Origin of the sequence: Paenibacillus sp. Dod16 (assembly GCF_049893405.1) — a bacterium.
Lineage (GTDB): Bacteria > Bacillota > Bacilli > Paenibacillales > Paenibacillaceae > Paenibacillus_AQ.
The window spans coordinates 61,541-78,710 of sequence record NZ_JBNDYG010000037.1; the positions used below are offsets into that span (position 1 = coordinate 61,541).

A 17,170-nucleotide genomic window follows, 5' to 3' on the forward strand; every position below is an offset into this window, starting at 1 on the left:
TTATGTATGGATTATCTCATAGATGTAACGTGGATATAAAAAAGGGGTTATCCCCGCAGGCTTTAATGCCTGCGAGGGATAACCCCTTTGCTTTGTACGAATGATGAATTAGATTTTCAATACGCCGCCTGAGCTGGCGTTCGTAACAAGCTTCGAGTAGCGAGCAAGATAACCGGTCTTCACCTTCGGTTCGAAGTCAACCCATTTGCTGCGGCGTACAGCCATTTCCTCATCGGAAACGTCCAGCAATTGAATGGTCCGGTTATTCAGGTCAAGCTCGATGATATCACCGTCTTCAACGAAAGCGATAGGTCCGCCTTCCGCCGCTTCCGGCGAGATATGACCGATGCTGATACCACGGGAAGCACCGGAGAAGCGTCCGTCTGTGATCAGACCGACTTTGGCTCCAAGCCCCATACCTGCGATCTGTGAGGTCGGCGCCAGCATTTCCGGCATACCCGGTCCGCCCTTAGGCCCTTCATAACGAATGACAACCACATGACCTTCCTTGACCTTGCCGTTGGCAATTCCGCTAAGCGCCTCGTCCTGAGAGTTAAAGCAGATAGCAGGCCCTTTATGGTATCCGCCAACCGATGGATCAACGGCACCGACTTTGATGATAGAACCTTCAGGAGCCAGATTGCCATACAGTACCGCGAGACCGCCGCGTTCGGAATACGGGGAATCGATCGGATGGATGACGTTCTCATCCTGGATTTCACAGCCCGCTACATTCTCGGCCAGCGTCTTGCCCGTTACGGTGATGCAATCCCCGTGTAGTGCGCCCGGCTTCTTGAGAAGCTCATGCAGAACCGCGCTCACACCGCCTGCCAAGTGTACATCTTCAATAAAGTAATCCGAAGCTGGAGCCAGCTTGGAGATGTGAGGAACGCGGTCAGCAACTTCGTTGATCCGCTCCAGCGGGTAATCGAGACCGGCTTCTTGTGCGAGAGCCAGCGTATGGAGCACGGTGTTGGTAGACCCGCCCATCGCCATATCCAGCGCAAACGCGTTGTCGATTGCTTCAACGGTTACGATATCACGCGGCTTGAGGTCCATTTTGACGAGTTCCATCAATTGTTTGGCGGATTGCTTGACGAATTCTTTACGCTCTTCGGCGATGGCAAGAATGGTACCATTACCCGGGAGAGCAAGACCCAGCGCTTCGGCTAGACAGTTCATGGAGTTAGCGGTGAACATGCCGGAGCAGGAACCGCAGGTTGGACAACCGAATTGTTCCAGTTCCAGGAGCTCATCATCATTGATTTTGCCGACCTGGTGAGCGCCGACGCCTTCAAATACGGAGGTCAGGGACAATTTGCGGCCTTTGCTGTCCACGCCGGCTTTCATCGGCCCGCCGCTGACAAACACCGTAGGGATATTGACGCGCAGGGCACCCATCAGCATGCCGGGCGTGATTTTGTCACAGTTCGGGATACACACCATGCCATCGAACCAGTGAGCCGATACGACGGTTTCTAGGGAATCCGCTATGATCTCGCGGCTTGGCAGCGAGTAGCGCATGCCGATATGACCCATGGCAATTCCGTCATCCACGCCGATGGTGTTGAACTCGAACGGAACGCCGCCAGCTTCACGGATCGCTTCCTTCACGATTTTACCGAATTCCTGAAGATGCACATGACCCGGAACGATGTCGATGTAAGAGTTACATACGGCGATGAACGGTTTGCCGAAATCCTCTTCCTTAACGCCTGCTGCACGCAGAAGGCTGCGGTGCGGCGCGCGGTCAAAGCCTTTTTTGATCATGTCTGAACGCATTTTTTTGGTTGTCATGATGTCGATTTCCCCCCAGATCTATTATAAAATTGTTACGCTTTAGCGCGGTCTTCCGGCAAAGCAGCCGGGTACCTGTAATCAGCGAATAGGTTTTAAATGAGTCTATCACAAAAAGGTAGGTTTTTCTACATGATATTAATAGGAAGCGATGGAAAGACGCCAGCTGTGATGGCATGCAAAGAGCCTGTTTCCCTAGGGTGGGATCAGGCTCCTTTTTGAGTGGTGATGCTATTTCTTGCCGCCTTTGCGGCCAATTTCCTGATAGAATTCACGATTATGATTCCGCGAGGTGGCTTCGCCGCCCTTTTGACCGATTTCCTGGTAAAACTCGCGGCTATGGTTCTTGGACGTCGCTTTGCCGCCTTTTTTACCGATTTCCTGGTAGAATTCTCGGCTGTGTTTTTTCGCGGTCGCTTCGCCGCCAAGACGTCCTGCTTCTTCGCGGGTCATCTTTCGATTGCTGCTTGTTGCCATCACAAATCACTCCTTTACCGTCGTATTTGCTATGCGTATATGTTACTTACCACGGCTTATTTGTCATGAATCACAACATTCGACTAAAGATTGGTAAATTTCCATTTTGGATCGATTTCAGAGTCCGGCGTTATTTCCGCTTAAATCAGAGTTTATTTCATGGTTTAATAAGAGTATGATCAAGAATAGGATAGGGAGGTTTTTTAACATTGCCGTTTGTTCAAGTGAAGGGACGAACCGTTCCCTGCAAAGGGATTTTGTTTGATAAAGACGGAACGCTGCTCCATTTCATGGCGCTGTGGGGAGGATGGGCCGATTATGTGCTCAAGTTCATGGAGGAACGGCTGGGATTAATGGGAGCCGGCTTCACGGTGCCGAAAGAGCACGTGCTGGGCACTAAGCATGATGCCAACAGTCGTGTGACGGGGTACGACATTCAGGGTCCTCTCGCCATGGGTACCGTGGAGGAGACGAACGGGCTGCTGGCTTGGCAGCTGTACGCTGCAGGAATGCCCTGGAACGAAGCGATTATGCAGGTCCATCAGATTACGAAAAACGCCATGTATGAGGTTCGTCAGCAGAAGCCGGCATTCCCGATGCCCGGGCTGGAGAATTTTCTGAAGAAATGCAGCTTGGCGTCCGTGAAGATGGCCGTGGTTACTTCGGACGACACCTCTAATGCCAAGGAACAGCTGGAGTGGATGGGGCTACACACTTCCTTTACAGCCATTTTGGGAAGAGATCAGGTTCGAAACGGCAAGCCGCACCCGGAAATGACGGAGACCGCTTGCCGCCTGCTTGGGATTATGCCCGAGGAAGCGGTGGTGATCGGTGACAGCAACGCGGATATGCAAATGGCGAAGCAAGCAGGCGCCGCTCTGGCTGTGGGTTTAATGACAGATGAAGGGGAACCTGTACATCTGACAGATGCCGATGTCGTCATATCCGATTATAATGAATTAGACGTGTACAGGTAGACGTGTTATTTTAAGGGCTGTACGGAGGTGTAAAAGAGTGGAGAACAGGGAAAAGATCGAGCAGTTGGCAACATGGATCGAAGCGAGCGACTACATTGTTTTTTTCGGGGGAGCCGGTACCTCCACGGAGAGCGGGATTCCTGACTTCCGTTCGGCAGCCGGATTATACCAGAGCGAGCACCAATCTCCGTATCCGCCGGAGGTCATGCTCAGCCACACTTTTTTCATGAACCATCCGGAAGTGTTTTACGACTTTTACCGAAGCAAGATGCTTCACCCGCAAGCGCAGCCGAACGGCTGTCACCGCTTGTTGTCGAGACTGGAGCATGACGGTAAGCTGAAGGCGGTAATCACGCAAAACATTGACGGTTTGCATCAGACCGCCGGATGCTCCGAGGTGCTGGAGCTTCATGGCTCTGTGCACCGCAATTATTGCATGGATTGCTCCCGGTTCTACAGCCTACAGGATATTCTGGACATCAAGGAAACCGTCCCGCGCTGCAAGGATTGCGGTGGACTGGTGCGTCCGGATGTCGTGCTGTATGAAGAGGAATTGGATCAGAACATCATCATGCGCTCGATCCAGGAAATATCGACGGCAGATTTGTTGATTATTGGCGGGACTTCCCTGACGGTACATCCCGCTGCGAGTTTGATATCCTATTTTAATGGGAGCAAGGTAGCTTTGTTGAATGCGGATCCAACCCCTTACGATCACCGTGCAGGCCTTTTGATTGCGGATCGGATCGGTCAGGTCATGACGCAGGTGGATAAGCTGATCAGCACGTAGGCTGCGACGGCGGCTGGGGCGCTGCTGCACCTATGACTGTAATCGTTTTCTTGTCAAAGGACGACCAAACACGATAAGATGGAATTTAGCAATGGACCTATCACTAGAGAGGCAGGGATTGCAAGTGACCTATGTGGCTAGCGAAGACCGCTATGAAGGAATGAAGTATAACCGCGTGGGGCGATCCGGATTGAAACTTCCGGCGATCTCCCTTGGATTATGGCATAATTTCGGTGGTGTCGACACGTATGAAAACGGGCGTAATATGATAACGCGCTCCTTCGATTTGGGCATTACCCACTTCGATCTGGCGAACAATTACGGACCGCCTGCAGGCTCTGCCGAAGAGACGTTCGGTAAGGTTCTCTCAAGGGATCTTAAGGCATACCGTGATGAGCTCGTCATTTCGTCCAAAGCGGGCTATCATATGTGGCCGGGACCTTACGGCGACTTCGGTTCGCGTAAATATTTGGTTGCAAGTCTCGATCAGAGCTTGAAACGTATGGGCCTGGACTATGTCGATATTTTCTATCATCATCGGATGGATCCGGAAACGCCGCTTGAGGAAACCATGGTAGCGCTGGACCATCTTGTTCGTTCAGGCAAGGCGCAATATGTCGGAGTCTCCAATTATTCGCCGGAGAAGACGCGGGAAGCGATCTCGATTCTGAAAAGCCTGGGAACTCCGCTGCTCATCCATCAACCAAGCTACTCCATGCTGGACCGCTGGGTGGAGAACGGGCTGCTCGATGTCCTGGAAGAGAACGGGGTCGGAAGCATCGCCTTCACTCCGCTGGCTCAAGGACTATTGACCAACAAATATTTGAATGGCGTGCCCGGCGATTCACGCGCCGCAAGCGCATCCGTATTCTTGAACGAAAGCAATATCACGCCAGAAGTGCTGCGCAAGATCAGAGCTTTGAACCAAATCGCTCAAGCGCGGAACCAGACTCTTGCCCAATTCGCTCTCGCTTGGGTCCTCCGCGGCGGCCGGGTGACATCTGCCCTGATTGGGGCAAGCAAGGTGAGCCAGATCGAAGACAATGTGGCTGCCTTGAACAACCTGGAGTTCTCGAAGGAAGAACTGGATCGCATTGAAGCGATTCTGAAAACGGAGAACGCCTCTTCTGCAGAGGGATAATGATTACCACTAAGGATTGCATGCTGAACACATAACATAGATACCAAGCTACATGAATGGAGCGCCTCAGGATGGATGACAGACCTGACAGGCGCTCCTTTTTTCGTTCAGATATATCGGGCAAACGATATCGTTAAGAAAGTGTCGATGATGAGAGGATATCCTTGCGGTACCTTGTAGGGGATCGACCGACGAGACGCTTGAACTGACGCGAGAAATAGAGCGGATCGGTGAGTCCAACGGATGCGGAAACCTGCTCGATGGACAAATCGGGACGTTCGCGCAGCAGCCGCTTGGATTGGTCGATTCTTAATTTAAGCAGATACGTAATCGGAGTCATGCCCGTTTCCTGCTTGAAGATGCGCGACAGGTACGCGCGGTTGTAGCCCAGGCTTGCGCACATTTGTTCAATCGATACGGGATGGGCGTATTGAGAAGCCATATAACTGATCATCTGCTTCACCGTGCGCTGAACCTGCGGCTCAGCCAGCGTTAAACGGGACGGTCGGTCACTCCGATTCATGATCTCGGCCCAGATTAAATGCAGATAACCGATAGCGGCGATATGGGAGCTCTCCTCCCTGGATTGAAAATGGCTCTGAATGAGGGACACGTAGCCCGGAATCGGGTTGTTCTCCATGAGATGGAGGACAGGCTTTTCGGGGGTGAGTCCCGAACGGTGTACACCTTCGCCGGCGTGTTCTCCATCAAAGGCGACCCATCGGTAACGCCAGGGATGGCTCGCATCAGATACATAACTGACAATTTGACCGGGATGGATCAGGAAACAGTCGCCGGGGCCGAGCTGATAACTGTCGGTTTCGGTTCGAAATATGCCATGTCCCGACTCGATAATATGCAATAAGTAATGATCGTATATTTTCGGACCCAATTCATGCTCCGGCAGGGTCTGGCTCTCGCCGGCGAATCGGACGTGAAGCGAATCGCTGCCTTGCTGCGCAGGATTGGAAGCAACAGAATAGGTTGGTTTCATTATTCATTTTCCTTTACAATAAGTTTGGGAAAAAGAGGAACTGTGAAGACATCGTTGATTTCATGAATTAATTGTACCTCCAGAAGTCACATAAATCCATATGTAACGCACAAGATTTCATTATCGGTTAACGAGATTTCCATTATACTGAAGACAGTAAAACTACCATATGTACAGGATGGAGTGATGGGCAGTGACGACGGAACAGCTTATGGAAAGATTTATGGACAAGCACGGTGAGAGCCAGCATAAGGTTCGCATATTTAACGCGCCCGGCCGCGTGAATCTGATCGGGGAGCATTTGGATTATAACGGAGGCTACGTGCTCCCGGCTGCCTTGGAGTTTGGCACGACCTTGATTATAAGGCCTCGCGACGATAACAAGGTGAGCTTTTCATCCACCAATATCCCTTATGAGTTAACGATCAGCCTGGATGAGGATTATGGCTACAAAAGCGATCAATGGACAGATTATCCGGTTGGCGTCATAACGGAGCTGAATAAAATCGGCTGTAACCTTAGCAGCGGTTACGACCTGCTCTACCATGGGGATATCCCGAACGGCGCGGGTCTCTCTTCCTCGGCTTCCATCGAAGTGGTCACGGCTTACGCCTTCTTGAAGATGGAAGGCAAGGAGACGGATACGGTGGAGATTGCGAAGCTCTCGCAGCGGGTGGAGAACCTGTTCGTCGGCGTCAACTCCGGCATTATGGATCAATTCGCCGTAGCCAACGGCAAGCAGGATCATGCCATTCTGTTGATGTGCGATACGCTCGAATATGAACTGGTGCCGTTCCGGACCGGAGCTTACAAAATCGTGATTTCAAATACCAACAAACGGCGCGGACTCGTGGATTCCAAATACAATGAACGCCGCAGCGAGTGTGACCGCGCATTGGAAATTTTGCAGAAGGAGCTGCCGGCGTTATCGTATCTCGCTCAGCTGAATCCGGATCAATTCGCCAGCCTACAGGACAGCATCCGGGATGAAACCGTCCGTAGACGTGCCCAGCATGTCGTTGAGGAAAACCAACGTGTGCATGATTCCGTGAAGGCCTTGAGGAACGGAGATCTGGAAGCATTCGGACAATTTATGAATCAGTCCCACGACTCCTTGCGTTATCTGTACGAAGTAACGGGCGACGAGCTGGATGCGCTGGTGGAAGAAGCACAGCGGATTCCGGGCACGCTGGGTTCCAGAATGACAGGAGCCGGCTTTGGAGGCTGTACGGTATCTCTCGTACACGAGGATGCGGTGGAGCGTTTCATTGCGGAGGTGGGGCAGCAGTACGAAGCCAGAACGGGACTGAAGCCGGACTTCTATGTATGCGGCGTAGGTCAAGGTGTGCATGAATTGAAGGAGGGCGAATAATATGGCTATTTTAGTGACTGGCGGTGCGGGTTATATCGGTTCTCATACCGTAGCGGAGCTGTTGGAGCAAGGGGAAGAAGTTGTTGTGATCGACAGTCTGGAGACGGGACATCGCGAAGCGCTGCTGGGCGGAAAGCTGTATGTCGGCGATCTGCGCGACAAGGCGCTGCTGAAGCAGTTGTTCTCGGAAAACGATATTGATGCCGTTATCCACTTTGCCGCGAATTCACTGGTTGGCGAGAGCATGAAGGATCCGGTGAAATATTACGATAACAACGTATACGGAACGCTGTGCCTGCTGGAAGCCATGAATGAAGCGGGTGTCCGGAAGATCGTCTTCTCGTCAACGGCAGCAACCTACGGCGAGCCTGAGAAGGTGCCAATCGAGGAAACGGACCGTACGCAGCCGACGAACGTGTACGGAGAAACCAAGCTGATGATGGAACGGATGATGTCCTGGTTTGATACCGTGCTTGGCGTGAAGTATGTGTCCCTTCGTTACTTCAATGCAGCCGGATCGCATGCCAGCGGAAAAATCGGTGAGGATCACCGTCCGGAGAGCCATCTGATCCCGCTTGTCCTGCAAACCGCTTTGAAACAGCGCCCAAGCATCTCGGTGTTTGGCGACGATTATTCAACACCTGACGGCACTTGTGTCCGTGACTACATTCACGTCAGCGATCTTGCGAACGCTCATCTGCGGGCGGTTGATTACCTCCGCCGCGGAGAGTCCAGCAATGTGTTTAACCTCGGCAATGGACTCGGGTTCTCGGTTAAGGAGGTTATCGAGACCTCAAAGCAGGTGACGGGTGCTGACATTCCGGTTGTCATGGAGGCACGGCGTGCCGGTGACCCTGCCGTGTTGGTAGCATCTTCGGATAAAGCACGTACCGTTCTCGGATGGACCCCATCCAGAACGACGCTGGAAGAGATTATCGAGAGCGCATGGAAATGGCACAGCAGTCACCCGGACGGTTACGGTGACAATTAATCCAAGGGGGACGATGACCATGAATGTAGCAACATCAGGAACTCCCGAATCCAAGCAGGTTCTTCATGCAATTGAAATGCTCGTGCGTTTTGCACTTCATAAAGGTCTTATCCAGGCAGCGGACGCGGATTACAGCCGCAATCTGCTGCTGGAGGATTTCGGGTTCAGCGAGCCGTACGGAGACGAAGTGAACGGCCCTGTACCGGATGGACCGCAGGCCATGCTCGACGTAATGATCGATTACGGTGCAGCGCATGGAATGATTCCCGAGAATACCGATACGTACCGGGATCTGCTGGACGCCAAAATCATGGGTCGGCTCATGGCGAGACCTTCGGACGTAACGGCTCAGTTCCGGACGGTCCAGCAGGAGCAGGGGATCATTGCGGCAACCCGCCAATTTTACAATCTATGCATCGACTCCAACTACATTCGCATGGATCGGGTAGCCAAAAATGAATACTGGCGGCACGCCAGCCCGTATGGCGATATTGAGATTACCATCAATCTCTCCAAGCCGGAGAAAAGTCCGAAGGAAATCGCCATGGCTAAACTGCTGCCTCCGCCGGTTTATCCGAAATGCCAGCTCTGCCGCGAGAATGTCGGTTATGCAGGCAGAGTCAACCACCCGGCACGGCAAAACCTGCGCATTATTCCGTTGGAGCTAAACGGGGAGCCGTGGTTCTTCCAATACTCGCCGTATGTTTACTATAATGAGCACTGCATTGTATTCCATCATGACCATGTGCCGATGAAGCTGACCAAAGCGACCCTTGCCCGCCTTTTGAGTTTTGTTGATGCTTATCCGCATTATTTTCTCGGATCGAACGCGGATCTCCCCATTGTCGGGGGCTCGATTCTTACGCATGATCATTTCCAGGGAGGACGGCATACCTTCCCGATCCAGAAAGCACCGAAGGTGGCCGGGTTTACGCACGCGGATTATCCAGACGTATCCGTGGCCATCGTGAAGTGGCCGATGTCGGTGATTCGGCTATCCTCAAGCGATCGGAATTCGCTTCTTGAATGCGCAAACGGCATTTACGAGTCATGGAAAATCTACAGTGATCCTTCAGCGGACATTGAAGCGTTCAGCGAAGTGGACGGAGAGCGCGTCCGCCACAATACGGTTACTCCGATTGCCCGCCGAAATGACGAGGGCATCTACGAGATGGACCTGGTTCTGCGGAACAATCGCACGAATGAGCAATATCCGGAAGGGATTTTCCATCCTCATCGGGAGATGTTCCACATCAAGAAGGAAAACATCGGCCTGATCGAAGTGATGGGGCTGGCGATCCTGCCGGGCAGGCTTAAGGAAGAGCTCGATCAAATCGCCGACATCCTTGCGGGGAACGAGGAGCTGTACGCGGACAGCAAGGCTGCGGACCATCCGCTTGCCGTCCACGGGGACTGGATCGAGGAGCTGCGTGGACAGGAAACAGCAGCGCTGGATAAAGCCGGGGCGATCGAGCTGATTCGCCGGGAGGTCGGCCTCAAATTCACGACGATTTTGGAGCATGCCGGGGTATATAAACAGACGGCAGAAGGACGACAGGCATTTCAGCGATTCCTGAGCCATATGGGATACGTCCCAGGGAGCAAATAGACATTCATTTATGGATAAACGGTGTATTGAAGTTAACGATATCTCTGATCATTATGCAAACAGCCGATCTTTCTGGAGAAGGACGGCTGTTTGTTTTGCATAAGGGGAATGGTATAGAATGAAAAAGCATGCAAGATAAAATATAGATGCGAACCAGATGCGATGGAGGTAATGTACATGAGACCTTTTGTCTTTCATAATCCGACTCAGTTGATTTTTGGTAAGGGCAAGCTGAGCGCTTTAAGTGGTGAAGTGGCTAAATACGGCCGGAACGTATTGCTTGTATATGGTGGCGGCAGCATCAAGCGCAGCGGGCTGTACGATCAGGTTATCGCGTTACTGAAGGAAGCGAATGCGGTGGTAACGGAGCTTGCCGGTGTGGAACCCAATCCGCGCCTGTCGACGGTCCACAAAGGCGTGGCATTGTGCCGGGAGCATAACATTGATCTTATACTGGCCGTTGGCGGCGGAAGCGTCCTTGACTGCTCCAAGGCCATCGCCGTTGGTGCTAAATATGACGGAGATATGTGGGATTTCGTCGAACGCAAAGCCGTTCCGCAAGCGGGTCTCCCACTTGGAACCGTGCTTACGATGGCTGCAACCGGATCCGAGATGAACGGCGGATCCGTTATCACCAATGAAGTAACCCAAGAGAAGATGGGCTGGGGTAGCCCTTATGCTTACCCTGCATTTTCCATTCTTGACCCTGTACATACGTTCTCCCTTCCGCGGGATCAAACGGTGTACGGTATCGTGGATATCATGTCTCACGTACTGGAGCACTATTTCCACCAGGATACCAATACGCCAGTGCAGGACGGCTTCTGCGAAACGATTCTTCGGACCGTTATCGATACGGCGCCGAAGCTGGTTGAGGACCTGGAGAACTATGAGCTCCGCGAGACGATCATGTACTGCGGTACGATGGCGCTGAACGGCATGATCAATATGGGGATGGCCGGCGACTGGGGAACCCATAATATCGAGCATGCGGTATCTGCCGTATACGACATTCCGCACGGCGGCGGCTTGGCGATCCTGTTCCCGAATTGGATGAAATATAATCGGAGTGCGGATCCTCAGCGCTTCAAGTCTCTTGCCGTGAACGTATTCGGAGTTGACCCGGCAGGAAAAACCGATGAAGCCATCGGATTGGAAGGGATCGAAGCGCTTCGCAGATTCTGGACTTCCATCGGTGCGCCAAGCACGTTGGGGGCGTACGATATTGACGACAGCCAGATCGAGGCAATGGCCGATAAGGCGATGCGATTTGGTCCTTTTGGCAACTTCCGCAAGCTGCAGCGTGAAGACGTCGTGGAGATTTATCGGATGTCGCTATAAGGGTTGTCCTGTCGTTATATGACAAGGAATTGAAATGGTTTTATAGCCTGCCGGTTCATGCCGTGCAGGCTTTTTTGTGGGTGTGTCGAATATAGATATGAAGAGATTTCCATACGTTTGAGGGAAATAATTGAAACTTTAGCAAACATTTTGCCGTATTACTTGTTATACACAGTAAGGGATTTCAGAGGGGGCAATCAACATGGAAGCGTTATATTGGGGCTGTCTGATCGGAGGCGTGATATTTGCCATCGTAACCGTGGTGCTTGGCGACATACTTAGCTCGGCGCTTGACGGATTGTTGGATTTTTTGTCAGTGGATTTTTTCAATCCGGTTGTGATCGCTGGAGGAATCACCGTATTTGGCGGTACCGGAATCATGCTGACGAAATACACGGAGTTGGCGGCAGGTGCCCATGTAACGCTGTCTATCTTAGCGGCTATCGTCATTTCGATTCTCGTCTATTTCGGGTACGTGAAACCGATGGAGAACAGCGAGAACTCGACGGGCTTCTCCATCAAGGAGCTGGCTGGGATGATCGGCGTTGTCACCGTACCGCTTCCTGCAGAAGGATTCGGTGAAGTGATGGTCAAGATTGGCGCAGGCAACACAACGCACATCGCGTCAAGCTTTGATCGCCAAAATCTTCCCGCAGGAGTCCGCGTGGTGGTTATTGACGTTGTTGAGGGTGTCCTGAGAGTCTCCGAACTGGAAGAACGAAAAGGAGAGGATTGATTCAATGCCAGAATACTTAGTAATTCCGTCAATTGTTGTAGGTGTCATTGTTGTGTTAGGACTTGCGTTCTGGGCCCGTTACAAAACGGTGAGTCCGGATGAAGCGATGATCGTAACCGGTTCTTTTTTGGGAAGCAAAAATTTATCGGAGGATGAATCCGGCCGCAAAATCAAAATCGTTCGCGGCGGCGGCGCTTTTATACTCCCCGTATTTCAGCGCTCCGAATTTGTATCGCTTTTATCTCATAAACTGGATGTTATGACGCCTGAAGTGTACACGGAGCAAGGCGTTCCGGTTATGGCTGATGGGGTAGCCATCATAAAAGTGGGAAGCTCGATCGAAGACGTGGCAACGGCAGCCGAGCAATTCATGGGCAAGCCGATTGAAGCGCTGAAGGGCGAAGCCCAGGAAGTGCTGGAAGGCCATCTTCGTGCCATTCTCGGTTCCATGACGGTAGAGGAAGTATACCGTAACCGCGACAAGTTCGCGCAGGAAGTTCAAGGTGTCGCTGCAAGAGACCTCAAGAAGATGGGTCTGCAGATCGTATCCTTTACCATTAAGGACGTTCGCGACAAGCATGGATATCTGGAAGCGCTGGGTAAACCGCGGATCGCTACGGTAAAGCGGGATGCGGAGATTGCCGAAGCCGAAGCGATGCGCGACGCGCGGATTCAAAAAGCGCGTGCGGAAGAAGAAGGACAGAAGGCCGAGGTCGTACGCGATACCAATATCGCGGAAGCCGAGAAGGAACGGGAGCTGAAGGTTGCGTCCTTTAAGAAGGAGCAGGATACGGCGAAAGCTGAAGCGGACCAAGCTTATCATATCCAGGAAGCCCGTGCTAGACAAACGGTGGTCGAGGAGCAGATGAAGGTTGAGCTCGTTCGAAAGGAACGCGAAATCGACCTGCAGGAGAAAGAAATCATGGTTCGCGAGAAGCAGTATGACGCGGACGTGAAGAAGAAAGCCGAAGCGGATCGTTATGCCGTTGAGCAGGCCGCGGAAGCGGATAAAGCCCGGAAGATGCGCGAAGCAGATGCCGTGCAGTACTCCATCGAAACCCAGGCCAAAGCGTCTGCCGAACAGAAGCGCCTGGATGGTCTGGCCGTTGCGGATGCCGAGCGTGCCAAAGGTACGGCCGAAGCCGAAGTCATCCGCCTGCGCGGTATTGCCGAAGCCGATGCTAAGGAGAAACTTGCCGAAGCGTTCCAGAAGTTCGGAGAAGCTGCTGTACTCGATATCATCGTAAAAATGCTGCCTGAGCTTGCCGGTAAAATTGCTCAGCCAATTTCGTCCATCGACAAGCTGACGGTTGTAGATACAGGCAAAGGCGAAGGTGCGGCTCGCGTGAGCAATTATGTGACTGAGCTGATGTCTACGGCGCCTGAAATGCTGAAGAGTGTGTCCGGGATTGATGTGGAAGAACTGATAAAGGGATTGACCAAGAAGCCTGCCTCGGCTCAAAAGCCAGTAGCTGTGGAACAGGAACTTGTACCGGTACCTGTTGAGACAAGTGCTGCTAAGGAAGAGTAGAGGGAGCGGCAAGTAGGATTGGGATAGCGGTCACAGGCAGCGGTACGGCACTTTGGTGACTTTGGCAACCACATATGATTTTGCCGCGCACTTATATTTCTGATAAGATATCCGAGTATACGCGTATGAATCAAAAAGAGGTGCAAACGTGAGCAGCTTACAAGTGGCTAAAGTGTTGAACAATAATGTAATCATAGCGAAGCATCCTCAACATGGCGAGGTTGTTGTTATTGGCAAGGGAATAGGCTTTAACCGGAAGAATAAAGACCTTATCCCGGCCTCCGCTGCCGAGAAGATGTTCATTTTGACCAAACCGGAGGAGCAGGAGCAGTATAAGCAGCTGGTGCCTCATATCGATGAGAAGCTGATTGAGGCGATGAATGACATTATTCTGAATGCTGCCAAATCCAGCGACGCTCCTCTGAATGAGCATATCCACATAGCGTTGACTGATCATATTGCATTTGCCATTAAACGTCATGCCCAAGGTCTCTATATCCATAATCCTTTTTTATACGAAACCAAAGAGATGTATCCTGAAGAGTACGAGATGGCGGAATACGCCGTCCGTACCATCCGGGAGAAGCTTGGGGTCGACTTGGGCCAAGAAGAAATCGGATTCATTGCCCTTCATTTTCACGGTGCTCTCACAAACCAGCACATTTCGGAGGTTCGCAAGCATTCGGAACTGATTGCGGATTTAGTACGTACCGTTGAACAGCAGCTGGATTATGCCATCCCGAGGGATTCCTTGGATTATTCCCGTCTGCTGACTCATCTCCGGTTTGCCTTGGAGCGGATTCGGCGGGGAGAAGCGGTGAACGAGACGAGTTCATTGGATGGTCTGCTGAAGCGCGAATATCCCGAAACGTATTCCTTGGCATGGAAACTGACGAAGATGATGGAGCAGCGGCTGAAAAAGCCCGTATATCCCGCCGAGGCCGGTTATTTGACCATTCATCTGGAGCGGCTGGTCCAGCGCAAAGAGCAGGGCGAGCAAATGTGAAGATTTTATTAAGTCCCTTACCATGTGGTTGCAACGAAAAATGAACGGTGTTACAATACGAACAGTTATGAAGCATAAAACTTCAAATCAAACGTGTAACTGATTCGATCAGGCATGAGTATTGCAGGAATTTGGTTGTTATTACCCATTTCTGGGTAATCTAATCCATGAGATTAGCCATCCATTTTCCCGTGGTTACTCATGCCTTTTTTTGATTTGGTTGTTTTATGATGCTCCACATTCAGCTTGTGACCACAACTAGATAGAGGGTGAAAATTTTCATGTTTAAGCGGCTTTTTGGCGTACTGCAAAGGGTCGGTAAAGCTCTGATGCTGCCCGTGGCCATATTGCCGGCGGCCGGACTTTTGCTCGGCCTTGGCAATATGCTGGTCAACCCCGATTTCCTGCAGTACGCACCATGGCTCGATGCGGCTTGGGTTCAGTCAGCTGCCACCGTCATGATGAATGCGGGACAAATCGTGTTCACGAATTTATCCTTGCTGTTTGCAGTAGGGGTTGCCGTCGGCTTGGCCGGAGGTGAAGGTGTTGCCGGGCTTGCGGCTATCATCGGTTACCTCGTCATGAACGTTACCATGGGCAGCGTGATCGGCGTGACGCCATCGATGATTGGCACGAATTACGAATATGCCAGCGTGCTAGGCATTCCGACCTTAGCCACTGGGGTATTCGGCGGGATTATTGTAGGTATATTAGCGGCAAGCATGTACCGGAGATTTTTCAAAATAGAGCTTCCGTCCTATCTGGGCTTTTTTGCAGGAAAACGGTTTGTTCCGATTATGACGGCTGCAACTTCCGTTTTGCTTGGTCTGTTGATGGTCTTTATATGGCCTCCGATCCAGTCTGCGCTTAACACTGCATCCCATTTCATGCTGGAACAAAACCTGACGCTGTCCGCTTTTGTGTTCGGCGTTGTGGAACGCGGATTGATTCCGTTCGGTCTGCACCACATTTTCTATTCTCCCTTCTGGTTTGAGTTCGGGGAATATTTGAATCAGGCAGGTCAAATGGTGCGCGGTGATCAAAATATATTCATGGCTCAGCTTCGGGATGGTGTCGAGTTCACGGCAGGCACCTTCATGACGGGTAAGTATCCCTTTATGATGTTTGGTCTTCCTGCGGCTGCGCTTGCCATCTATCATGAAGCGAGACCGGAGAACAAAAAGTTTGTCGCCGGTATTATGGGTTCGGCAGCGCTGACCTCCTTCTTGACAGGGATTACGGAACCGCTTGAGTTCTCCTTCCTGTTCGTCGCACCGATCTTGTTCGCCGTACATGCACTGTTCGCAGGTCTGTCCTTCATGATCATGCATATTCTGGGTACCAAGATTGGCATGACCTTCTCGGGCGGTCTGATCGATTACATGATATTCGGTGTCATTCCGAACCGGACGCCATGGTGGAATGTACTCATTGTTGGTGCTATCATGGCAGTAATCTATTATTTCGGATTCCGGTTTGTCATTCGGAAATTCAATCTGAAGACGCCGGGCCGGGAAGAAGCTTCCGCAACGGAGCCGGAATCAGTTTCCCAGGGATCAGGCGGTAACAGTAAAAATGATCTGCCGCTTAACATTCTGACTGCGCTTGGCGGCCAGCCTAACATTGCGCATCTGGATGCCTGCATTACTCGGCTTCGGGTAGAGGTGAAAGACAAGGGTCATGTCGATAAGGCAAGGCTGAAACAGCTGGGTGCGTCAGGTGTGCTGGAGGTGGGGAATAATATCCAGGCGATATTCGGAACACGTTCCGATACCATCAAATCTCAAATCCAGGACATTATGTCGGGAATAACGCCGACAACTGCGCCTGAAACAGCGGATCCGAAGATGATGCCGACTGCTCAAGAGGAGCAGCAAGCTGGTCAGGACGGGGAAACGCTTGTCATGGAGGAAATCGTATCGCCAGTCGATGGAGAGCTAATGGATATTTCCCATGTGCCTGATCCTGTGTTTGCAGAACGAATGACGGGAGATGGATTTGCGGTATTACCTCATAACGGAACGATCGCTTCTCCTGTTAACGGAACCGTATTTAACGTATTCCCCAGCAAGCATGCGGTCGGCATTATGTCCGATGGCGGTAAGGAAGTGCTTGTCCATATCGGCGTCAATACCGTTAAGCTGAAGGGGCAGGGTTTTGAAGTTCTTGTACAAGAGGGGGATCTGGTATCCACTGGCCAACCGATCATGCAGGTGGATCTGGATTATGTGAAGGAGAATGCCAAATCGATTATTTCTCCTGTGATCTTCTCGAATTTGCCGGAGGGAGCTTCCGTGAAGCTGAACAAGACCGGGGAAGTAAAAAGCGGTGAAAAAGGGATCATCACCATATCAAAGCCTTAAACTCACGATGATCTCAAGGATTCAATATAAATTAAAATATACGAA

The 17,170-nt window shown here is 51.6% G+C and carries 13 protein-coding genes and 1 pseudogene; 11 read left to right on the top strand and 3 right to left on the bottom strand.

The genetic code is table 11. The features are described from left to right. Positions 1-108 precede the first annotated feature (108 nt). The gene (gene ilvD / locus ACPV3A_RS25115; protein ID WP_194541529.1) at positions 109-1,797 is read right to left on the bottom strand and encodes a dihydroxy-acid dehydratase; all 1,689 of its coding nucleotides are present in this window, start codon (positions 1,795-1,797) and stop codon (positions 109-111) included. A 237-nt stretch (positions 1,798-2,034) separates the two neighbouring features. Further along, a pseudogene (locus ACPV3A_RS25120) lies at positions 2,035-2,274 on the bottom strand (KGG domain-containing protein); the annotation flags it as partial. A gap of 209 nt (positions 2,275-2,483) precedes the next feature. On the opposite strand from ACPV3A_RS25120, the gene ACPV3A_RS25125 reads away from it, so the two are divergent. The 3 genes from ACPV3A_RS25125 to mgrA all read left to right on the top strand — a co-directional run bounded on the left by ACPV3A_RS25125 (position 2,484) and on the right by mgrA (position 5,182). Then, positions 2,484-3,251, top strand: a complete 768-nt coding sequence (locus ACPV3A_RS25125) for an HAD family hydrolase (protein WP_339295950.1) — start codon at positions 2,484-2,486, stop codon at positions 3,249-3,251. A gap of 37 nt (positions 3,252-3,288) precedes the next feature. Beyond that, on the top strand, positions 3,289-4,041 hold the full coding sequence (locus ACPV3A_RS25130; RefSeq protein ID WP_426201925.1) for an NAD-dependent protein deacylase: 753 nt from the start codon (positions 3,289-3,291) through the stop codon (positions 4,039-4,041). 124 nt (positions 4,042-4,165) lie between these two features. Next, positions 4,166-5,182 (top strand): L-glyceraldehyde 3-phosphate reductase, encoded by a 1,017-nt coding sequence (mgrA, locus tag ACPV3A_RS25135; protein ID WP_194545089.1) that lies wholly within the window; start codon positions 4,166-4,168, stop codon positions 5,180-5,182. A 133-nt stretch (positions 5,183-5,315) separates the two neighbouring features. On the opposite strand, the gene ACPV3A_RS25140 is transcribed toward mgrA, so the two are convergent. Beyond that, positions 5,316-6,176 carry an AraC family transcriptional regulator gene (locus ACPV3A_RS25140; RefSeq protein ID WP_426201927.1) on the bottom strand — a complete coding sequence of 287 codons (861 nt, stop codon included), beginning with the start codon at positions 6,174-6,176 and terminating at the stop codon, positions 5,316-5,318. A gap of 193 nt (positions 6,177-6,369) precedes the next feature. Here ACPV3A_RS25140 and ACPV3A_RS25145 point away from each other — a divergent pair, with 193 nt between their 5' ends. The 8 genes from ACPV3A_RS25145 to ptsG all read left to right on the top strand — a co-directional run bounded on the left by ACPV3A_RS25145 (position 6,370) and on the right by ptsG (position 17,125). After that, positions 6,370-7,548 (top strand): galactokinase, encoded by a 1,179-nt coding sequence (locus ACPV3A_RS25145; protein WP_339222630.1) that lies wholly within the window; start codon positions 6,370-6,372, stop codon positions 7,546-7,548. A gap of 1 nt (position 7,549) precedes the next feature. Next, positions 7,550-8,539, top strand: coding sequence for a UDP-glucose 4-epimerase GalE (galE, locus tag ACPV3A_RS25150; protein WP_071222797.1), 990 nt, complete (start codon positions 7,550-7,552; stop codon positions 8,537-8,539). Between the two features lie 19 nt (positions 8,540-8,558). After that, on the top strand, positions 8,559-10,148 hold the full coding sequence (locus ACPV3A_RS25155) for a UDP-glucose--hexose-1-phosphate uridylyltransferase (RefSeq protein WP_426201930.1): 1,590 nt from the start codon (positions 8,559-8,561) through the stop codon (positions 10,146-10,148). A gap of 177 nt (positions 10,149-10,325) precedes the next feature. Then, the gene (locus ACPV3A_RS25160) at positions 10,326-11,489 is read left to right on the top strand and encodes an iron-containing alcohol dehydrogenase (protein ID WP_194541536.1); all 1,164 of its coding nucleotides are present in this window, start codon (positions 10,326-10,328) and stop codon (positions 11,487-11,489) included. A gap of 202 nt (positions 11,490-11,691) precedes the next feature. Then, the gene (locus tag ACPV3A_RS25165; RefSeq protein ID WP_426201932.1) at positions 11,692-12,225 is read left to right on the top strand and encodes a protease; all 534 of its coding nucleotides are present in this window, start codon (positions 11,692-11,694) and stop codon (positions 12,223-12,225) included. 4 nt (positions 12,226-12,229) lie between these two features. Continuing rightward, on the top strand, positions 12,230-13,756 hold the full coding sequence (locus tag ACPV3A_RS25170) for a flotillin family protein (protein ID WP_194541538.1): 1,527 nt from the start codon (positions 12,230-12,232) through the stop codon (positions 13,754-13,756). 148 nt (positions 13,757-13,904) lie between these two features. Next, entirely contained in the window at positions 13,905-14,762 is an 858-nt protein-coding gene (glcT, locus tag ACPV3A_RS25175) for a glucose PTS transporter transcription antiterminator GlcT (protein ID WP_339222640.1), read from the top strand. A gap of 281 nt (positions 14,763-15,043) precedes the next feature. Next, entirely contained in the window at positions 15,044-17,125 is a 2,082-nt protein-coding gene (gene ptsG / locus ACPV3A_RS25180; protein ID WP_220686112.1) for a glucose-specific PTS transporter subunit IIBC, read from the top strand. Positions 17,126-17,170: the final 45 nt, after the last annotated feature.

Excerpts from the sequence above, each read along its gene's own strand:
- ACPV3A_RS25140 (WP_426201927.1), bottom strand. The coding sequence starts at position 6,176 with ATGAAACCAACCTATTCTGTTGCTTCCAATCCTGCGCAGCAAGGCAGC.
- ACPV3A_RS25165 (WP_426201932.1), top strand. The coding sequence starts at position 11,692 with ATGGAAGCGTTATATTGGGGCTGTCTGATCGGAGGCGTGATATTTGCC.
- ACPV3A_RS25155 (WP_426201930.1), top strand. The coding sequence starts at position 8,559 with ATGAATGTAGCAACATCAGGAACTCCCGAATCCAAGCAGGTTCTTCAT.
- ilvD (WP_194541529.1), bottom strand. The coding sequence starts at position 1,797 with ATGACAACCAAAAAAATGCGTTCAGACATGATCAAAAAAGGCTTTGAC.
- ACPV3A_RS25160 (WP_194541536.1), top strand. The coding sequence starts at position 10,326 with ATGAGACCTTTTGTCTTTCATAATCCGACTCAGTTGATTTTTGGTAAG.
- galE (WP_071222797.1), top strand. The coding sequence starts at position 7,550 with ATGGCTATTTTAGTGACTGGCGGTGCGGGTTATATCGGTTCTCATACC.
- ACPV3A_RS25170 (WP_194541538.1), top strand. The coding sequence starts at position 12,230 with ATGCCAGAATACTTAGTAATTCCGTCAATTGTTGTAGGTGTCATTGTT.
- ptsG (WP_220686112.1), top strand. The coding sequence starts at position 15,044 with ATGTTTAAGCGGCTTTTTGGCGTACTGCAAAGGGTCGGTAAAGCTCTG.